Here is an 18,085-nt window from a genome sequence, read left to right as displayed (position 1 = left end):
TCCGGCGTCTCGGCGGAGCATTAGTCTCCGAGCGTCCGTAGGGCTCTGAGGTACGACAGCGAGACCGTCCACGGGCTGATGCCGTCGTTGAACCGTTCGAAGTCCGTCTCGCCCACGCCTGCGAACAGGTCGTCATCACTGAGAAGAGCAGTGAGGGAGTCCACGGGCGCGTCGACGTCGAAGAACGTCACCCAGGGCTCGGCACCGAACTGTTCCCGAAGATGGGGAAGACCCGGCAGGATCGAGGGGACGTTCATCGTCGCCGCGAGATGCAGACTTCCGGAGTTCAGGATGGCGCGATACGGGAACACGGCGACGTCGGCGGCGCGATACCACCTCGCGACATCGGCATCGGGCACGGACTCGAAAGCAGTGATCGTGCGGATGCCGGACGGCTTGAGCGCATCGTATTGCGCGATCGATTCGGAATTGGCGGAACCGGCGAGCAGGAGGACGGGTCGACGCCCCCCTGCGCGCTGCGCGTGCGCGGTCGCCTGGAGGAGGAGGTCGATGCCCTTGTACGGTCGGATCTGACCGAGGAAGAGGATCGCATGGTCTTCCGGGTCGAGACCGAAGCTGGCGCGCGCGTCGTCCCGCGAGATGTCGGAGTCGTAGACGCCGAGGTAGCTCGGGTGGGGGATCGTCACGATCTTCTCCGGCGGCAGCACGACGACGTCGGAGACCAAGTCGGACGTCGCCGGTGCCATCACGTGGATGAGGTCGGCCGCCTCGGCGAGAACCGCATAGAGCCGACGCTCCGCATCCAGATGCGTGAGCTCGTGGGGGAGGCGATTGTGGACGGTCCACACGATCTTCACGCCCCGTGCGCGAGCCTCCGCAAGACTCTCGGCGACCACCTGCACGCGTTTCGCCGCCTCGCGGTGAGATCGTGCGGATTGTGCGATCGGTGCCGTCCAATGGAGGTGCAGCACGTCTCCGGCGTCGAGCGCCGCGACGGAGGCCAGCAGAGACGAGTACGCCGATCGCTCGATGAAGCGGTAGCCGGCAGCCCGGGGCGCGAGGCCCATCAGGTTGAGGTAGGGGTTGCCGTTCCAGGCCGGGAACACGCAGAGCCGGGGACCTGTCTTCATCTCGTCACACTTCCGATCTCACTTCTGGAACCTGTTCCGCAGGCGGCGGTACGCCGACCGTAGCGGGTGGAGCGCTTCTTTCCGCAGGGAGGCGAACTCCCGCTTCATCAGTTCCTCCGTCTCGCGCAGCCGGCGCTCGAAGTACAGCGCCGCTCCCGCTCCCTCTCGGGCGACCAGGCGCCGGAACTCCTCGTCGCGGAGGAGCGCGTCTGTCCGCCGGTGGTCCTCGCTTGCGGCGATCACACTGTTGCCGTCCACCCCGATACCCGACGGGCGCTGGTGCCAGTACACCAGCGGCGCGGGATCGAGGTACTCCAGAGCGCCGAGCTCCAGGACCCGGGTGTTGAAGACCCAGTCGCCGACGACAGGGAGGGATTCATCATAGAGTCCGAGGCGTTCGTGGAGTTCCCGCCGATAGACGAACGCGATAGGCACGAACTGATTGAACCGCTGCTGATCCATCAGCAGCGGGGCCACCGATTCGGGGAGGAACGCTTCGCGGCCGAGTTCTCTGAGCTCGTCGCCGGTGCGCTGCTCCCACACGATCTCGATGCGCGAGACGACGCCGAGGCGATCGGGGTGCTCGTGCAGGTAGGCGACGGCGCGGGCGAGGAACTCCGGTGCCCAGGAGTCGTCGTCATCGTGCAGGACGAGCAGATCCCCGCGCGCGGCGCGCACTCCGGCGTTGGCCGCCTGCCAGCGCCCGAGTGAGACCGGGTGCGAGATGATCCTGGTTCGTTCCCGCACCAGAGGGCTGCTCTCGGCCACGACCGCCTCGACGACCCCGGGAGCACCGCCGTCGTCGACGATGATCAGTTCCCAATGGGTGTGGGTCTGCGAGCCGATGCTCCGAAGAGCACGCCGGATGAAAACCGGACGGTCCTTCGTGCGCATCACAATCGACACGAGTGGGGGCATGGCGGTTCCTAAGAAGTGGGGGCCGAGTCGGGGACAAGTGCGGTGATCTCCCGGCGAAGGTACGGAGCGAGGGAATGGCTGAAGGTGGCGGTGATGTGATGGAGGTCGCGGTACACGACGACGCCTCCTGCGACCATGGGGCACACTCCTTCCGGATCGCAGAAGGCGCCCCGGAGGTCGATCGGCGTGATGCCTGCGTCACGGGCGGCTATCGAAAGAGGATCCTCGCGGAGGAAATCGGCGGCGGAGAACGCGCACGTCTCGTAGGAGAAGTCGCGCTGCTCCGCCAGACAGTCCGCGGCAGCCTGCGGGACAGCCGGGTTGTCGAGCACGGGGATCACGCGGACTCCGGCCTCCTGCGCGGCGCGCCAGCGGTCGGCGAACTGCGCGCCGCGCTCCGCGCGCTCCGAAGCGTCGGCGTCGATCTGGTTCCACGCGGTCACGAGGATTGCGTCGTATCCGCCGGCGAGCAGGTCGGCGTCCAGGGCCGTGCGACGCTCAGCGCACGCGGGGTCGGGATCGCTCGACCACGCGCACCCTCGGCCCACGTAGACGTCGATGGACCACCCGGCGTCCTCGGCGACGTCTCGCAGAGCCGGGACCAACATGGCGGCGTGCGAGTCTCCGGTGACGGCGATGCGCACGGCATCGGGCGCCTCGGATCCGAGGTGGCAGGGCTCGATCGGCGCCGCACTCTGCGTGTAGCAGGCGAAAGCGCCGTCTGTGTCGTCGTACAGCCCAGCGAGCCCGGGGATCAGTTCGGCGCGGTCGACGATCTCGCTCTTGGCGCCGGCGCAGTCGGGGCCCAGGAGGAGATTCGCGCCTCGGCACGCGTCGGGATCCGCGATCTCTGTCTGCGCCTGGGCCGTCCTTTCCTGCTCGGACGCGGAGATGGCGAGCGCGGGAACGCCGGCGGCGGCCGTGACCACGACCATTGCGGCCGCCGTCCCCCACAGGATCGTCCGAGGGCGGAAACTGGTGAGCCTGCCGAACCGCAGCGGATCCTCGACATATCTCTTGCCGAGCGCGGCGAGGACCGCAGTCAGCACGACCAGCAGGACGTTCTGCCAGAGGTCGAGCTCCGCCCCGAGGACGGCGGGAGCGATCACGATGAGCGGCCAGTGCCACAGATAGATGCCGTAAGAGTTGTCGCCGAGCCATTGCACAGGACGCCAGGCCTGGAGGCGGGCCGCCGCGAAGGGCGGGGTCGGGCCGATGAGGATCAGCGCGGCCGTCGCCGCGACGGGGAGGATTGCTGCGTATCCCGGGAAGGGCGTCGTCGGTCCGAAAATGAGGGCGGAGCCGATCAGCGCGAGCCACCCGGCTAGCCAGATCACGGCGCGCGCTGCGCGGGGGACGGCGATCGCCGGGAGCACAGCCACCAGGGCACCGAATCCGAACTCCCACATCCGCACCGGCGTGGCGAAGTACGCGAAGGAGGGAGCGGTGAATGTCGTCACCAGACTCAGCACCAGACTCGCCGCCGTGACGGTGCCGAGGGTGACGAGGAGGGCCCTGCGGCCTCGTCCCCTGGCGATGGCCGCGCTGGTCGCGGCGATCACGAGCAGCGGCCAGAGGATGTAGAACTGTTCCTCCACGGAGAGCGACCAGTAGTGTTGGGCGATCGGAGGAGCGTTGTCCGCGCCAAGGTAGTCGACGGCGTCGGCGGCGAGCACCCAGTTCTCGACGTAGAGAGTGCTTCCGACGATGGAACGCAGGTACTGCGTGACCAGAGCCGGAGGCGCGAAGAGCAGAGTGAGCACGGTGCTCGCGGCGAGCACGAGGAGCGCCGCAGGAAGCAGGCGACGCGCCCGTGCCGCCCAGAACGCACTCAGCCGGAGGCCGCCCCGCTCGCGCAGTCGGACCAATTGCCCGGTGATCAGGTAGCCGGAGATCACGAAGAAGACGTCGACTCCGATGTACCCGCCGGTGAGCGCATGCGGCCAGACATGGAAGACGACGACGGCCGCTACCGCGAACGCGCGCAGCGCCTGGATGTCCGCGCGAGGCGGGTGGGGTAGCCGGGACGAAGCGGTTCTCTTCGTTGCGCGGACGCGCGGGTCAGCGCCGACCGAGGCCACGGTAGCTCCACCCGGCAGCGCGCCAGCGGCCGGCGTCGAGGCAGTTGCGGCCATCGATGATCAGACGGTCCGCCACCAGATCCGCGGCCGTCTCCGGGTCGAGCTGCCTGAACTGCTCCCATTCGGTCACGACGACCGTTGCTTCGGCACCGGCGAGAGCCTCGTCCGCGGTACGCGCGTACGTCAGGTGAGGACGAACACGACGCGCCGTCTCGATCGCTTCCGGATCATAGGAGATGACGTCCGCCCCGAGCCCGTGCAGGCGCGTGGCGATATCCAGCGCGGGGGAGTCGCGCGTGTCGTCCGAATTGGGCTTGAATGCCAGCCCGAGGATCGCGATGCGACGTCCGGCGACGGAGCCACCGAGTTCCTCTGACACGACATCGACGAGGCGGTTCCGCTGGCGTAGGTTGATCTCGTCCACTTCGCGGAGGAATCGCAGAGCTCTCCCGTGCCCGAGCTCCTCAGCTCGGGTGGCGAACGCGCGGATGTCCTTCGGCAGGCAACCGCCACCGAAGCCGACGCCGGCGTTGAGGAAGCGGCGGCCGATGCGGACGTCGTGTCCGATCGCATCCGCGAGCTGCGTCACATCCGCGCCCGTGGCGTCGGCGATCTCCGACATCGCGTTGATGAAGGAGATCTTCGTGGCTAGGAACGCGTTGGCCGCCACCTTGACCAGTTCGGACGTCGAGAAGTCGGTGACGAGACGCGGGATCCCGGCCGCGAGAGCCTTCGCGTATACCTCGTCGAGGATCGCGACCCCTGGACCCTCCGGGTCTGCCGTTCCGTAGACGATGCGGTCGGGCTCAAGGGTGTCCTGGACAGCGAAGCCCTCGCGGAGGAACTCCGGGTTCCAGAGCAGCATGGCGCCGGTGGGAGCGACGATGTCGGCGAGCCGTTGTGCGGTGCCTACGGGAACCGTCGACTTGCCGACCACGACGTCCCCCTCGGAGAGCACGGGGAGCAAGCCCTGAACGGCGGCATCGACGAACCGGAGGTCGGCTCCATCGCCGTCCTCGCGCTGGGGTGTTCCGACGGCGATGAAGTGGACCTGTGCGGCGGCGAGGTCGGAGGGTTCGGTGGAGAACGTCAACCGCCCTGTCGCCAGCGTGTCGCGCAGCAGTTCGTCGAAGCCGGGCTCGAAGAAGGGCGCTTCTCCCGCGGCGAGGCGACCGATCTTGTCGGCATCGACGTCGAAGCCGACGACCTCGTGGCCGATGGACGCCATGGCCGTGGCGTGCACTGCCCCCAGGTACCCGCAGCCGATGACACTCAGCCTCATCGGATCTCCTCCTCGACAGCAAGATACGCCGCGAGTGACTCGTCGGCGTCGGCGGGGACGAACCCGGTCGCGGTGATCTTCGCGAGATCCAGAACGCTGTTCCGCGGGCGCGGGGCGACCGGGCCGGTCGCTGATGCGAAGTACTCATCCGTGCTCACGGCGGTGACGCGGTCCGCGTCGTGGCCGCTCAGGCGGAACACCTCGCGTGCGATGTCCGCCCAGGAGCGGGGGTCGCCCGATCCTGTCACGTTGTAGACGCCGTATGGGGCCCGCGTCTCGACGAGATGCGCGATCGCGGCTGCGATGTCGGAAGTGAAGGTCAGGCGTCCGATCTGGTCGCCCACGACCCGCGGGTCGATCCCGCGCTCGGCGAGGGACTGCATGGTGCGGACGAAGTTCCCGCCCTCGCCGATCACCCAGGACGTCCGCACGATGTAGTGCCGCTCGGCGGTCGATGCCGCGAGGTCGCCGGCGGCTTTCGTCTGCCCGTAGACGCCGAGGGGGCGCAGCGGCGCGTCCTCGGGGTAGGCACCGTCGTGCGTGCCGTCGAAGACGTAGTCGCTCGACACGTGGACGAACGTGATGCCGTGGTCGTCGGCGATCCGCGCGAGCGCGGCGACCGCGGAGGCGTTGGCGGCCCATGCCTGCTCCCGGCCGTCCGCTGTCTCCGCCTGGTCCACAGCGGTGTAGGCGGCCGCATTGACGATGAGGCCGTAGTCACGCCAGCGGCGTGCCGATGCGAGGTCGGTCGCCGACACGTCGATGTCCGCGCGGGTGGCGTACTCGATGTGCGCCGCGTCGCCGAGCCGCGCGCGCAGGGCGCGACCCAGCTGGCCCGAGGCTCCGAGGACGAGCACCTTCCGCGGAGGGATCGGCGTGACGTCCGCGAGGCGCGGGTGCGCCTTGTCCTTCTCCGAGATCTCCACCTCGGAGAGCGGGATCGGCCACGCGATGGCGGCCGTCTCGTCGGCCAGGTTCAGGAACGAGTACGAGGCGTCGGGGGACCAGTGGTCGTTGACGAGGTAGGTGTACGCCGTGTCCGTTTCGAGGGTCTGGTACGAGTTGCCGACGCCTCGGGGGACGAAGATCGCCCGTGACGGATCGAGTTCGGTCGTGTACACCGCCCCGAACGTGGGGCCTTCGCGCAGGTCCACCCAGGCGCCGAAGATGCGCCCGGTCGCAACCGACACCCATTTGTCCCAGGGCTCCGCGTGGATGCCTCGCGTCGTGCCGACGGCGTCGTTGAAGGAGATGTTGTTCTGCACGGGACCGAAGTCCTCGAGACCGAGGGCGACCATCTTCTCGCGCTGCCAGTTCTCCTTGAACCAGCCGCGGGAGTCCCCATGGACGGGCAGCTCGAACACCACGAGACCCGGGATGGGGGTCTCGATGCGCTCCAGCTTCTTCCCGAACGCGGCGCTCACTGGCCCTTGCCCGCGTAGAACGCCTCGACGGCGTCCTTGCTCGGCGCCCACCACGACTCGTTGTCGCGGTACCAGTCGATCGTCGCCGACAGGCCGGCCTCGAAGTCGGAGAACTGCGGACGCCAGCCGAGCTCGGTGCGCAGCTTCGTGGAGTCGATCGCGTAGCGGAGGTCGTGGCCCGCGCGGTCGGTGACGTGGTCGTAGGCGTCGGCGGGCTGCCCCATCATCGTGAGGATGAGCTCCACGACGTCCTTGTTGTTGCGCTCGCCGTCCGCGCCGATCAGGTAGGTCTCGCCGATGGCGCCCTTGTCCAGGATCGTGAGGACCGCGGAGGAGTGGTCGTCCGCGTGGATCCAGTCGCGCACGTTCTCGCCGGCGCCGTAGAGCTTCGGACGGATGCCCCGGAGCACGTTCGTGATCTGCCGCGGGATGAACTTCTCCACGTGCTGGTACGGGCCGTAGTTGTTGGAGCAGTTCGAGATGGTCGCCTGGACGCCGAACGACCGGACCCAGGCGCGGACCAGGAGGTCGCTGCCGGCCTTGGTCGAGGAGTACGGCGACGACGGGTTGTACGGCGTCGACTCGGTGAAGCGCTCCGGGTCGTCCAGCTCGAGGTCCCCGTACACCTCGTCCGTCGAGATGTGGTGGAAACGGCGATCGTGGCGACGCGCCGCCTCGAGCAGCGTGTAGGTGCCGACGATGTTCGTGTCGAGGAACGGACGCGGGTCGTTCAGCGAGTTGTCGTTGTGAGACTCCGCGGCGTAGTGGACCACCGCGTCGGTCTCGGCGAAGAGCCGGTCGACGAGGGCGGCGTCGGTGATGTCGCCCTCGACGAAGGTGACCCGGTCCTCGGGCAGGCCCTCCAGCGAGCGCCGGTTGCCGGCGTAGGTGAGCGCGTCGAGCACGGTCACGTGGTGGTCCGTGTGCGCCACCACGTGGTGGACGAAGTTGGAGCCGATGAAGCCGGCGCCTCCGGTCACGAGCAGACGGCTCATGCGTGTCCTCTCTTCAGGATGTCGAGCAGGTAGACCCCGTAGCCCGACTTGACCAGCTTCTCGGCGCGCTCGCGCAGTTCGTCGTCGCTCAGGAAGCCCTGACGCCACGCCACCTCTTCGGGGACGCCGATCTTCAGCGCGGTGCGTCGTTCCATCGTGCGCACGTACTCCGCGGCGTCCGTCATCTGGTCGAACGTGCCAGTGTCGAGCCACGCGGTGCCCCGCGGGAGGACCTCGACCTGCAGCTTGCCGCGCTCCAGATAGGCGCGGTTGATGTCGGTGATCTCGTACTCGCCGCGTGCGCTCGGCTCCAGGTTGCGGGCGATCTCGACGACGTCGTTGTCGTAGAAGTACAGACCGGGGACGGCGTAGTTGCTCTTGGGCTGTGCGGGCTTCTCCTCGAGCGACACCGCGCGGCCCTCGTCGTCGAACTCGACCACGCCGTAGGCCTGGGGCTCCGCCACCCAGTAGGCGAAGACCGCGCCGCCGTCGATGTCCTCGAAGCGCTGCAGGCGGCTCCCGAGGCCGGGGCCGTAGAGCAGGTTGTCGCCGAGGACCAGGGCGACCGAGTCGTCGCCGATGAAGTCCGCGCCGATGGTGAAGGCCTGGGCGAGGCCGTCCGGCGACGGCTGCTGCGCGAACTGCAGGTTGATCCCGAACTGCGATCCGTCGCCCAGCAGCCGCTCGAAGTGCGCGGCGTCGTGCGGAGTGGTGATCACCAGGATGTCGCGGATGCCGGCGAGCATCAGCGTCGACAGCGGGTAGTAGACCATCGGCTTGTCGTACACCGGGATCAGCTGCTTCGAGACCCCCAGTGTGATCGGGTGCAGACGCGTGCCGGAGCCCCCGGCGAGAATGATGCCTTTCACGCCTCTATGTTGACACACTGTTCCCGGAAGTCCCGGGCGCGAGCCGAGGCAGCGGCGTCCCGCCGGACCACGCAGGGGATCGCCATGGCCCCGGGATATCCTGATCCGGTTGTCCTCGAGAGATCTGGAACTAATGGGAATGCTCGAACTGCTGTGGCCTGCCGTCGTCCTCCTCGCGGTGTACGCGGTTCTCGGAGGGTCGCTCGCCTGGGTGATCGGGCTCCGGGGACTCTGGGCCGTCGCCGCGGCCCCCGCCTTCGCGACGACCGTGAACGGCGGCGCGAGCGTCGTCGCCGGATGGCTCGGTCTCGGGTGGTCGATCCTTCCGAGCCTCGTCCTTGCGGTCGTGATCGGCGCCGGCGTGCTGCTCGTGCGACGCAGGACGACGCCGCGCCCCGTGGCGCCGCGCTCCTTCTCGCCGTGGTGGACGGTGCTCGCCCTGGTCCTCGCCGCGATCGTGATCGGCGGGCAGACACTCTCCGTGATCGGAGCGCCGACGGCGATCTCCCAGACGTTCGACAACGTCTTCCACCTCAACGCGATCCGCTACATCCTCGACACCGGCGCCGCCTCGCCCCTTCAACTCGGCCAGATGACGAGCCCTAACGGCGGCGTGCCGTTCTACCCGTCGGTCTGGCACGCCACCGCCGCCATCGTCGTCCAGCTGAGCGGCGCGAGCATCCCCGCCGTGGTCAATGCGCAGACGCTCGTGATCGCCGCGGTGCTGTGGCCGCTCGGCGCCGTGCTGCTCTCGCGGGTGCTCGCCGGGGCGACCGCGGCCGTCACGGTCAGCGCGGCGCTCGTCAGCGCGTCGGTGCCGATGTTCCCGCTGCTCCCGATGGACTACGGCGTGCTCTACCCGTTCCAGCTCGCGCTCGCGCTCGCCCCGGTCGCGCTCGCCGCGACCGCCTCCCTGCTCGGGATCGGGGCGAGCGCCGGGGAGCGGGCGCCGGGCTGGTGGGGCTTTGTCCTCCTGGGCGCGATCCCCGGGGTCGCCCTCGCTCACCCCGGCGGGTTCGTCGCGTGGCTGGCGCTGTCCGTCCCGATGGTCGGCGTCTTCGCCGTCCGCTTCTGGCGCGGACACCCCGCGGGTCGGGCACGCATCGGGCTGGTGGTCGGAGTGCTCGCGTACCTCGGCCTGGGGCTGCTGCTGCTCAAGATCCTCCGCCCGCCGCTGCCCACGCGCCTGTGGCCGACCGCGCTCAGCCCGGCCGAGGCCGTGCAGGAGGTGGCGCAGGTGTCGATGTTCTACGGCACGGTGTCGATCGGCGTCGCCCTCGCGATCCTGCTGGGTCTGGTGTGGGCCGTCCGGGAGCGCACCGGGCCGATCTTCGTGACGGTGGCGTCGTGGATCATCGGCGCCGCCCTGTTCGTGATCGTCATCGCCTCGCCGTTCGGCACGCTCCGTGACGCGCTCACCGGGAGCTGGTACAACAACTGGCCGCGGCTCGCCGCCGTCTTCGGCGTGGCGCTCGTCCCGCTCGCGGCGTTCGGTGTCGCGCGCACCGTCGAGGCGGTGGCACGACGCTGGGCGGCGGCGCGCCCCGAGGCCGTGAGGGTCCGCACGCTCACGGGCGCGGCCCTGGCGGTCGTGGGCGCGGTCCTGCTGCCGTTGCCCGCTCTGCCGCACGCCGTGGAGCAGGCGCACGGACGGTTCGCGCTGGACGACGACTCCGCACTGGTGAGTGCCGATGAGATGGCGCTGCTCGAACGACTCCCCGCCCACGTGCCGGCGGGGGAGACGATCGCGGGGAACCCCTACACGGGCACCGCGCTGGCCTATGCGATCGGCGGCCGCGAGGTGCTCATGCCGCACATCCTCGTGGACGTCTCCGAGGACGCCCAGACGGTGAACGACCATCTCGCCGACGCCGAGACGCAGCCCGACGTGTGCGATGCCCTCCGCGAGACCGGCGTCGGCTTCGTGCTGGACTTCGGCGACCGGGAGGTGCACAACGGCTCGCATCCGCTCCCGGGCCTGGAGGAGCTGGAGGATTCCGGGGTGGTGCGTCTGGTCGACAGCGAAGGCGATGCCAGACTGTACGAAGTGACCGCGTGCGGTCTGGGCTGAACTCGGAGATCCTGACATGACCGACAAGACACGTGCGAACCGTGTCCTCGTCCTCGTGCCCGCGTGGAACGAGGAGCACAACGTCGGGACGACCGTCCGCGAGATCCGCGCCGCGTCGTCGCGCTACGACGTCGTCGTGATCGACGACGGCTCCACCGACGCCACCGCCGCGGCGGCACGGGAGGCCGGCGCCGCCGTCCTGTCGCTGCCGTTCAACCTGGGCGTGGGCGGGGCCATGCGCACCGGGTTCACCTATGCGGCGCGCGAAGGGTACGCCGCGGCGATCCAGGTGGACGCGGACGGGCAGCACGACCCGGGCGACATCGAGCGGGTGCTCGGCGGCCTCGAGAAGGCGGACATCTCGATCGGCGCGCGTTTCTCCGACGTCGGCGACTACTCCGTCCGCGGGCCGCGCCGGTGGGCGATGGTCTTCCTCGCCTCGGTGGTCTCGCGGATCGCGAAGACCCGGCTCACGGACGTGACGAGCGGATTCCGCGCCGCCAACGCGCGGGCCATCGACCAGTACGTCCGGTACTACCCCGCGGAGTACCTCGGCGACACGCTCGACTCGCTGGTCGCGGCGCTGCACTCCGGCCTCACGGTGACTCAGGTCGGTGTCGCGATGCGTCCCCGCGCCCACGGCACCCCCAGCCAGGGTCCGCTCGGCTCCACCGTCTACCTGCTGAGGTCGGTGTTCGCCCTGCTGCTGGCAGCGATGCGACGCACCGGCTCGCGGAAGGGAGAACCGCGCGCATGATCGTCCTCGTCGGCATCGCCCTCGCCGTCCTCATCCTCGTCATCGTCCTCTGGATGCTGCTCACGCGACGGCTCCGCGAGAAGTACGCGGTGCTGTGGCTCATCATCGCCGTCTCGGTGCTCATCGTCGGGCTCTTCCCGGGGCTCCTGGCCGGTCTCACGGCGTTCCTCGGCGTGCAGGTGCCGTCCAACCTGCTCTTCGCGACGGCGATCCTGCTGCTGCTCGGGGTCGCGCTGCACCTGTCCTGGGAGCTCAGCCAGGTCGAGGAGGAGACCCGCCGTCTCGCGGAGGAGTCGGCGATCCTGCGCACTCAGCTGGAGCGGCTGGAGCAGCGGACCTCGAGTCTCGAGGAGCGCAGCGCGCCGGGAGAGCGCGACTGAGCTCCGCCGTCAGACGCCGGTCGCGTCGACGGCACGACGGACGGCGCGGCGCCCGCCGCTGACCGCTCCGCACAGCCAGCTCGCGCGATACTCGAGCGCGAAGCGCGCCGGCACGATGCCACGCCGCCGCGCCACCCGGAGCAGGGCGGATGCCGCGCGGAACCGACGGTCGTCGCCGAAGATCCGGTCACGACGGGCGTCGACGCGGGACGCCGGGATCCGTCGATCGAGCGTGTCGACCAGCAGCTGTCGCCAGCCCACATAGGTCCAGAAGGTCATCCGGGCGATCGCCCGCGGGGAGCGGGAGCCCTCGTAGCGCTCCGCCTGGTCGCGGATGTTGCGCACCGACTGGCGGATGCTGCCGCCGCCGAGCCGGCTCGGGTCGCCGAAGACGTTGGCGTCGTGCTGCACGTAGTCCTGCACGACGTCGTCGACGATGCGCGTGCCCCGGTGGGCCGCCGCGACGACTGCGAGCCAGTGGTCGTGGGTCGCGACTCTCGTCGAGGCGCGGGGGAAGGGGAGGGCGGTCGCCAGCAGCTCCGGGGCGAAGAGGCACAGCGAGCCGGTGAACTCGTTGGAGAGGAGGGTGAAGAGCGGGCCGTGATCGCGGCGGGCCGTGCGCTCGGTCTCCTTCTCGGAGGGGTACGAGACGATCCGCGCCTGGGCGGAGACGAGCGAGACCTCGTCGAGGTGGGGCAGCAGACGCTCGATCTTGTCGGCGTCCCAGCGATCGTCCTGGTCGCAGAGCGCGATCCACGTGCTGCGCTCGGACACGGCGAGGAGGCCGCGCTCGAAGTTCAGGTAGAAGCCCAGCCGCGATCCGTCGCCGACGATCCGGAAGCGACCGTCCCCTTCGGTGATCTCCTCGACCAGGGCGGCGACGGGCGCGGGATCGCCGTCCACCGAGATCACGCATTCCCAGTTCTCCACCGTCTGTGCCCGCAGGGAGGCGAGCTGACGACGGAAGAGCTCCGGATCGGGGGAGTAGGCGGCCAGCACGATGGTGCCGAACGGGGAGGTCGACACGAGAGGGCCTTCCGGGTCTGCGGGGTCGATCAGCGAATGAGGCTAGTCTAAAGGCGCCATGCTGGAGTCTCTGCTTTCCGTCCCCCGTCCGGTGCGCCTCGGATGAGCGCCTCGCGTGTCTGGGCCGTCTTCTCGACCTTCCGGCCCGGTGAATCCGCGAGAGAGGCGGTCGCCTCGGTCGCCCCGCAGGTCGACGGCGTGATCGTCGTCGACGACGGCTCCGGCCCGACCTCCGACCCCGTGCTGTCGGCGCTCGCCGCGGACGGCGCCACGGTGGTGCGACGCCCCGCCAACGACGGCATCGCCGCGGCGCTGAACGACGGCATCGCCAGGGCGCAGGAGGCGGGCGCCGGGTTCGTGCTGACGTTCGACCAGGACTCGCACATCGAGCCGGGCTTCGTGGCCGCGCTGCTCGCGGCCCACGACGCCGCGACGGCGGCGGGCGCCCGCGTCGGCGTCGTCGTCCCGGAGTTCTTCGCCGGGGTGCGGCAGCAGCGCGGGCCCGAGGCGCCCTACGGCGACGCCGCCAACGTCATCCAGTCCGGGATGCTCCTCCCCGTGCCGGTGGTCGAGGCCGTCGGAGCGCTGCGCGAGGACTTCTTCATCGATCTCGTCGACACGGAGTTCGAGCTCCGGCTGCGCCGCCGCGGATGGCGGGTCCTCGCCGCCGGCGGCGTGCGGATGGAGCACGCCCTCGGGGCGAAGTACCGCCGTGAGCTGTGGGGACGCACGGTGCGGCTGCCCGGCATCCCGCCCGAGATCACCCTGAGCACCCCCTTCCGCTACTTCTACCGTCTCCGGAACCGGATCGTGCTCAACCGCGAGTACCTCCTCGTGGCTCCCCGCCAGATCATCCGGGACTCCCTCCTCGACGGCATCCACTTCGTCAACGCCGTCTGGGTCGCGCAGCCACGACGGGCGCTGCTGCGCGTGTACCGAGCCGCGGCCGTCGCCGCGTTCCGGGGACGGATGGGCCGGATGCCCGCGGCGCTCGCCCCCGTCGCCGCCGAGATCCGGTGGACGGCACCCGTGATCGCGCAGGAGCCGGCGTGAGCGGGGCCGTGCGCTCCGCGGCCGGCCGCCTGAGCGGGTTCACCGTCTCGGTCGGCGTCGTCACCCTCATCGGCATCATCTCGATCCCGCTCCTCACGGCCTCTCTCGGCAAGACCACCTGGGGCACCCTCGCGCTCATCCAGACGGTGTCGCAGTTCGGCGGCATCCTCGTGGCCTTCGGCTGGGGCGCGACCGGCGCCGCGACCGTCGCCGGCATCCCCGTCGAGGGGCGGCAGGCCTTCTACCGCACGTCCCTCCGCGCTCGCGCCCTGCTCTACCTGCTCGTGCTCCCGGTGATCGCGCTCATCCTCGCCCTGCTCACCCGCGGCGACGTCCTCGTCTCCGTGCTCGGCGCCGCGGTGTACCTGCTGCCGAATCTCGGGGCGGCGTGGTACTTCACGGGGGAGGGCAAGCCCCTGCGGCTGCTCCTCTGCGACACGCTGCCGACCGTCCTCGGGGCCGTCGTCGGAATCGTCGGCGCCGTCCTGACCGGCGAGCTGTGGGTGTATCTGGTCGCCCAGGGACTCGGTTTCGTCGGCGCCGTCGTGATCGACGCCGTGACCGTCCTGCGCGGCTCCACCGCCTCGTCGCACAGCCGGGTGCCGCTGCGGGTGGTGCTCGGCGGACAGCGTCATGCCGTCTCCGCCACGCTCGTCAGCGGTCTCTACGTGACCCTGCCGATGGTGGCCGTGCAGGCGTTCCTCCCTGCGCTGCAGCCGATGTACGCCTTCGCCGACCGTCTGTTCAAGTACGCCTCGATCGCCCTTCTGCCCATCCAGCAGTTCTTCCAGGGGTGGGTGCCCGACCCGGAGGCCGACTACCGGCACCGGGCGCGGATCGCCGCCGGCGCCGCCGTCGTCATCGGGATCATCGGCGGCGCGTGCATCGCGGTGCTGAGCCCGTGGGCGTCGACGATCCTCTCCGTCGGCGCGATCACCGTCCCCTGGGAGGTGTCGCTGCCGCTCGGCGTCGCCTTCATCGGCATCGCCACGGCGGCCATCGTCGGCTACTCCTGCCTGGTCGTCGTCGGGCGGGTGCGCGCACTGGCCGTCTCGACGCTCATCGGTGCGCTCGTCGGCGCTCCGCTCATCCTCCTCTTCGCCGCGGCCGGATCCGTGCCGGCGGTGGCGTGGGCGGTGGCGGTGTCGGAGCTGTGCGTCGCGGGGTATCAGGTGCTCGTGCTCCGTGCCGAGCTGCGCAGACCAGCGAAGGAGGCCGCGTCGTGAGCGCGATCCGGGTGAGCGTGTGCATGGCCACGTACAACGGCGAGCGGTACCTCGCGCCGCAGCTCGAGTCGATCCTCGCGGAGCTGGAGCCCCAGGACGAGGTGGTCGTCGTGGACGACGCCTCGACCGACGGCACGGTCGACGTGCTGGCGGGCTTCGACGATCCGCGCATCCGGGTGCACGCGCGGGGAGACAACCGCGGGTACGTCCGCACCTTCGAGGAGGCGCTGGGCCGGGCCACGGGCGACGTCGTGATGCTGTCCGATCAGGACGACGTCTGGATCCCCGGTCGGCGCGCCCTGTTCCTCGCTGCGCTCGAGGACTCCGCGGTCGCGGCGTCCAATCTGGTGCTGCTCGGCTCCGACGATCCGCTCCCGAACCCGATCACCCGCCGGCCCTGGCGGCTGCGGGCGGCATGGTCACGGCAGGGCGTGCGCAACGCGCTGCGGATCCTCGCCGGGATGGCGCCGTACTACGGCTGCGCCATGGCGATCCGCCGGGACGCCCTCGACCGGGTCTTGCCGTTCCCGTCGTACCTCGACGAGAGCCACGATCTCTGGATCGCGCTCGTCGGCAACGCGCACCGCACCATGACGCACATCGAGGCCCCGACGATCCGGCGGCGGATCCACGATGCGAACGCCTCCCCGTCCCGGCCCCGCGGGATCGGGGCGGTGCTCCGCGCCCGCGTGATGCTGCTGCGGGCGTGGGGGTCGGCCGTCCGGCGCTGATCAGCGCAGGATGTGCGCCCAGAGGGCGCGGCGGCCCTCGGCGTCCCCGCGTCGCATGACGGTCGGCACCGTCGTCAGGGCATGCAGGCGCGCGAACACCCGGGCCCGGGCCGCGCGGGCGGTCGTCGTCCAGCCGCGCTCCTCGGCCCGTCGCGCCGTCTCCAGGAAGAACCGGCGGTCGTCCCGGAAGCGGGAACCGTCGAGGATGGCCTTCTGCGACGCGCTCTCGGTGTGCCGTCGGTAGGCGAAGACCTCGTCGTCGATCACGACGAGCGATCCGCCCGCGAAGACGATGTCGAGGAGGATCGCCAGATCCAGGACGATGGGCAGGTCGTCGCGGAAGTCGTGCGCACGGATGGCGTCGGTCCGGAATACGAGCGACGGCCAGTAGAGCCAGTTGCCCCGCACCAGGCTCGTCGCGAGCCGTTCCCCGCTCAGCTCGACGTCGCCGGCACGGGTGTCCGGTCGCAGCATCCGCTGCTTTACCCGGTCGACGAGCGGCAGCGACGGCGCGCCGTTCTCGTCGATCACCTGAACGCCCGGCTGGACCACGGCGGCGTCCGGATGGCGGGAGATGGCGGCGCGGACGGCGGCGACGTAGCCCGGCAGCAGGAGGTCGTCGCTGCCCAGCACCACCAGATGGTCGGCGTCGGCCAGACGCACGCTCTCCCGGAAGTTCTCGATGATGCCGACGTTCTCGTCATGCCGCCGGTACCGGATCCGCGGGTCGTCGAGGCGGGCGAAGGCCTCCGCCACCGCGGGGTCCGGGTAGGCGTCGTCGATCACCGTGAGGCGCCAGTCGCCGTCGGTCTGCGCGCGGACGGACTCCACGGTCTGGCGCAGCAGCGTCGGGTCCCCCCAGAAGGGCAGCATGATATCTATCGTCATCGTCCCTTCAGCATACGAAGTGAGGGCGCGGGCGGACGCCCCTGACCGGTGCCGACGGCAGTCACGGGTAGCATGGGAGGGCCAACGGCTGCCTCCAACGGGCTGCCGCGACGGGTCCCCGGCTGGGGCTCCAGACAGGAAAGAATCACGCATGGACCTCCTCATCGTCGGCTCCGGCTTCTTCGGCCTCACCATCGCCGAGCGCGCCGCGGAAGCGGGCCGTAAGGTGACCGTCATCGACCGCCGCTCGCACATCGGCGGCAACGCCTACAGCGAGGCCGAGCCGGCGACCGGGATCGAGGTGCACCGCTACGGCGCGCACCTGTTCCACACGTCGAACGCGACGGTGTGGGAGTACGTCAACCGCTTCACGTCGTTCACGAACTACGTGCACCGGGTCTACACGACGCACAAGGGCGTCGTGTTCCCCATGCCGGTGAACCTCGGGACGATCAACCAGTTCTTCCAGGCGGCGTACACCCCCGACCAGGCCCGCGCGCTGGTCAAGGAACAGGCCGGCGAGTTCGACGTGAAGTCCGCGGCGAACTTCGAGGAGAAGGGCATCGCCCTCGTCGGCCGCCCGCTGTTCGAGGCGTTCTTCCGCGACTACACCGCCAAGCAGTGGCAGACCGACCCGCAGAGGCTCTCCGGCGACATCATCAGCCGCCTGCCCGTGCGCTACACCTACGACAACCGGTACTTCAACGACACCTGGGAGGGCCTGCCCACCGACGGCTACACGGCGTGGCTGGAGCGCATGGCCGATCACCCGAACATCGAGGTGAAGCTCGGCGTGGACTACTTCGACGAGTCCCAGCCGCTGAGCAAGACGGCGACCGTCGGCCAGGTCCCCGTGGTGTACACGGGCCCTGTCGACCGGTACTTCGATTATGCGGAGGGGGCGCTGAGCTGGCGCACGCTCGACTTCGAGCAGGAGGTCCTCGACGTCCGCGACTTCCAGGGCACCAGCGTCATGAACTACCCGGACATGGACGTGCCCTACACCCGGATCCATGAGTTCAAGCACTTCCACCCGGAGCGGAAGGACGTCTACGAGTCCGACAAGACCGTCATCATGCGGGAGTTCTCGCGCTTCGCTGAGCGCGATGACGAGCCGTACTACCCGGTGAACACCCCGACGGACCGTGAGGGTTTGCTGGCCTACCGCGAGCTCGCGAAGGGGGAGCAGGACGTGCACTTCGGAGGCCGCCTCGGCACCTACCAGTACCTCGACATGCACATGGCCATCGGGTCGGCGCTGTCGCTCTGGAACAACACTCTCTCCTAGACTCG

At 69.9% G+C, this 18,085-nt stretch carries 16 protein-coding genes; 7 read left to right on the top strand and 9 right to left on the bottom strand.

Features of this window, described 5'->3' with window-relative positions; genetic code table 11:
• Positions 1 to 20: 20 nt before the first annotated feature.
• Genes D8M34_RS12840 through rfbA form a run of 7 tightly spaced genes read right to left on the bottom strand, consistent with a single transcriptional unit; the run spans position 21 to position 8,660 of the window.
• On the bottom strand, positions 21 to 1,091 hold the full coding sequence (locus D8M34_RS12840; protein ID WP_062766451.1) for a glycosyltransferase family 4 protein: 1,071 nt from the start codon (positions 1,089 to 1,091) through the stop codon (positions 21 to 23).
• Between the two features lie 18 nt (positions 1,092 to 1,109).
• A complete protein-coding gene (locus D8M34_RS12835; RefSeq protein ID WP_082758492.1) occupies positions 1,110 to 2,009 on the bottom strand; it encodes a glycosyltransferase in 900 nt (299 codons plus the stop codon).
• A gap of 8 nt (positions 2,010 to 2,017) precedes the next feature.
• The gene (locus tag D8M34_RS12830; RefSeq protein WP_082758493.1) at positions 2,018 to 4,144 is read right to left on the bottom strand and encodes an acyltransferase family protein; all 2,127 of its coding nucleotides are present in this window, start codon (positions 4,142 to 4,144) and stop codon (positions 2,018 to 2,020) included.
• Entirely contained in the window at positions 4,071 to 5,372 is a 1,302-nt protein-coding gene (locus D8M34_RS12825) for a UDP-glucose dehydrogenase family protein (protein WP_062766460.1), read from the bottom strand. Before D8M34_RS12825 ends, D8M34_RS12830 begins: the two co-directional genes overlap by 74 nt.
• Complete coding sequence (locus D8M34_RS12820; protein WP_126894202.1) at positions 5,369 to 6,796, bottom strand: sugar nucleotide-binding protein; 1,428 nt, start codon at positions 6,794 to 6,796, stop codon at positions 5,369 to 5,371. The genes D8M34_RS12825 and D8M34_RS12820 overlap by 4 nt, the downstream gene beginning before the upstream one ends.
• Positions 6,793 to 7,791, bottom strand: a complete 999-nt coding sequence (rfbB, locus tag D8M34_RS12815) for a dTDP-glucose 4,6-dehydratase (RefSeq protein WP_062766466.1) — start codon at positions 7,789 to 7,791, stop codon at positions 6,793 to 6,795. Before rfbB ends, D8M34_RS12820 begins: the two co-directional genes overlap by 4 nt.
• The gene (gene rfbA / locus D8M34_RS12810) at positions 7,788 to 8,660 is read right to left on the bottom strand and encodes a glucose-1-phosphate thymidylyltransferase RfbA (RefSeq protein ID WP_025103013.1); all 873 of its coding nucleotides are present in this window, start codon (positions 8,658 to 8,660) and stop codon (positions 7,788 to 7,790) included. Before rfbA ends, rfbB begins: the two co-directional genes overlap by 4 nt.
• A 133-nt stretch (positions 8,661 to 8,793) precedes the next feature.
• On the opposite strand from rfbA, the gene D8M34_RS12805 reads away from it, so the two are divergent.
• Genes D8M34_RS12805 through D8M34_RS12795 form a run of 3 tightly spaced genes read left to right on the top strand, consistent with a single transcriptional unit; the run spans position 8,794 to position 11,868 of the window.
• Entirely contained in the window at positions 8,794 to 10,731 is a 1,938-nt protein-coding gene (locus tag D8M34_RS12805) for a DUF6541 family protein (RefSeq protein ID WP_126894201.1), read from the top strand.
• A gap of 16 nt (positions 10,732 to 10,747) precedes the next feature.
• A complete protein-coding gene (locus D8M34_RS12800; RefSeq protein ID WP_062766473.1) occupies positions 10,748 to 11,488 on the top strand; it encodes a glycosyltransferase family 2 protein in 741 nt (246 codons plus the stop codon).
• Complete coding sequence (locus D8M34_RS12795; RefSeq protein ID WP_062766476.1) at positions 11,485 to 11,868, top strand: DUF2304 domain-containing protein; 384 nt, start codon at positions 11,485 to 11,487, stop codon at positions 11,866 to 11,868. Before D8M34_RS12800 ends, D8M34_RS12795 begins: the two co-directional genes overlap by 4 nt.
• 9 nt (positions 11,869 to 11,877) lie before the next feature.
• On the opposite strand, the gene D8M34_RS12790 is transcribed toward D8M34_RS12795, so the two are convergent.
• Positions 11,878 to 12,894: a glycosyltransferase gene (locus D8M34_RS12790; protein ID WP_062766479.1), complete on the bottom strand. Its 1,017-nt coding sequence runs from the start codon at positions 12,892 to 12,894 to the stop codon at positions 11,878 to 11,880.
• 102 nt (positions 12,895 to 12,996) lie between these two features.
• Here D8M34_RS12790 and D8M34_RS12785 point away from each other — a divergent pair, with 102 nt between their 5' ends.
• Genes D8M34_RS12785 through D8M34_RS12775 form a run of 3 tightly spaced genes read left to right on the top strand, consistent with a single transcriptional unit; the run spans position 12,997 to position 15,904 of the window.
• Complete coding sequence (locus tag D8M34_RS12785) at positions 12,997 to 13,947, top strand: glycosyltransferase (RefSeq protein WP_062766482.1); 951 nt, start codon at positions 12,997 to 12,999, stop codon at positions 13,945 to 13,947.
• Positions 13,944 to 15,173 carry a hypothetical protein gene (locus D8M34_RS12780; RefSeq protein ID WP_126894200.1) on the top strand — a complete coding sequence of 410 codons (1,230 nt, stop codon included), beginning with the start codon at positions 13,944 to 13,946 and terminating at the stop codon, positions 15,171 to 15,173. The genes D8M34_RS12785 and D8M34_RS12780 overlap by 4 nt, the downstream gene beginning before the upstream one ends.
• The gene (locus D8M34_RS12775) at positions 15,170 to 15,904 is read left to right on the top strand and encodes a glycosyltransferase family 2 protein (protein ID WP_231729423.1); all 735 of its coding nucleotides are present in this window, start codon (positions 15,170 to 15,172) and stop codon (positions 15,902 to 15,904) included. Before D8M34_RS12780 ends, D8M34_RS12775 begins: the two co-directional genes overlap by 4 nt.
• Here the strand turns inward: D8M34_RS12775 and D8M34_RS12770 are convergent, their stop codons facing one another.
• The gene (locus tag D8M34_RS12770) at positions 15,905 to 16,792 is read right to left on the bottom strand and encodes a glycosyltransferase (protein ID WP_062766488.1); all 888 of its coding nucleotides are present in this window, start codon (positions 16,790 to 16,792) and stop codon (positions 15,905 to 15,907) included. It lies immediately after the preceding gene.
• A 151-nt stretch (positions 16,793 to 16,943) separates the two neighbouring features.
• Here D8M34_RS12770 and glf point away from each other — a divergent pair, with 151 nt between their 5' ends.
• Positions 16,944 to 18,080 (top strand): UDP-galactopyranose mutase, encoded by a 1,137-nt coding sequence (gene glf / locus D8M34_RS12765; protein ID WP_062766491.1) that lies wholly within the window; start codon positions 16,944 to 16,946, stop codon positions 18,078 to 18,080.
• Positions 18,081 to 18,085 lie beyond the last annotated feature (5 nt).

This window comes from Microbacterium sp. HSID17254, assembly GCF_003989315.1.
Taxonomy (GTDB): domain Bacteria; phylum Actinomycetota; class Actinomycetes; order Actinomycetales; family Microbacteriaceae; genus Microbacterium.
Note: the sequence above shows the minus strand (reverse complement) of the source record. Positions and strands in the feature narration are given on the sequence as shown.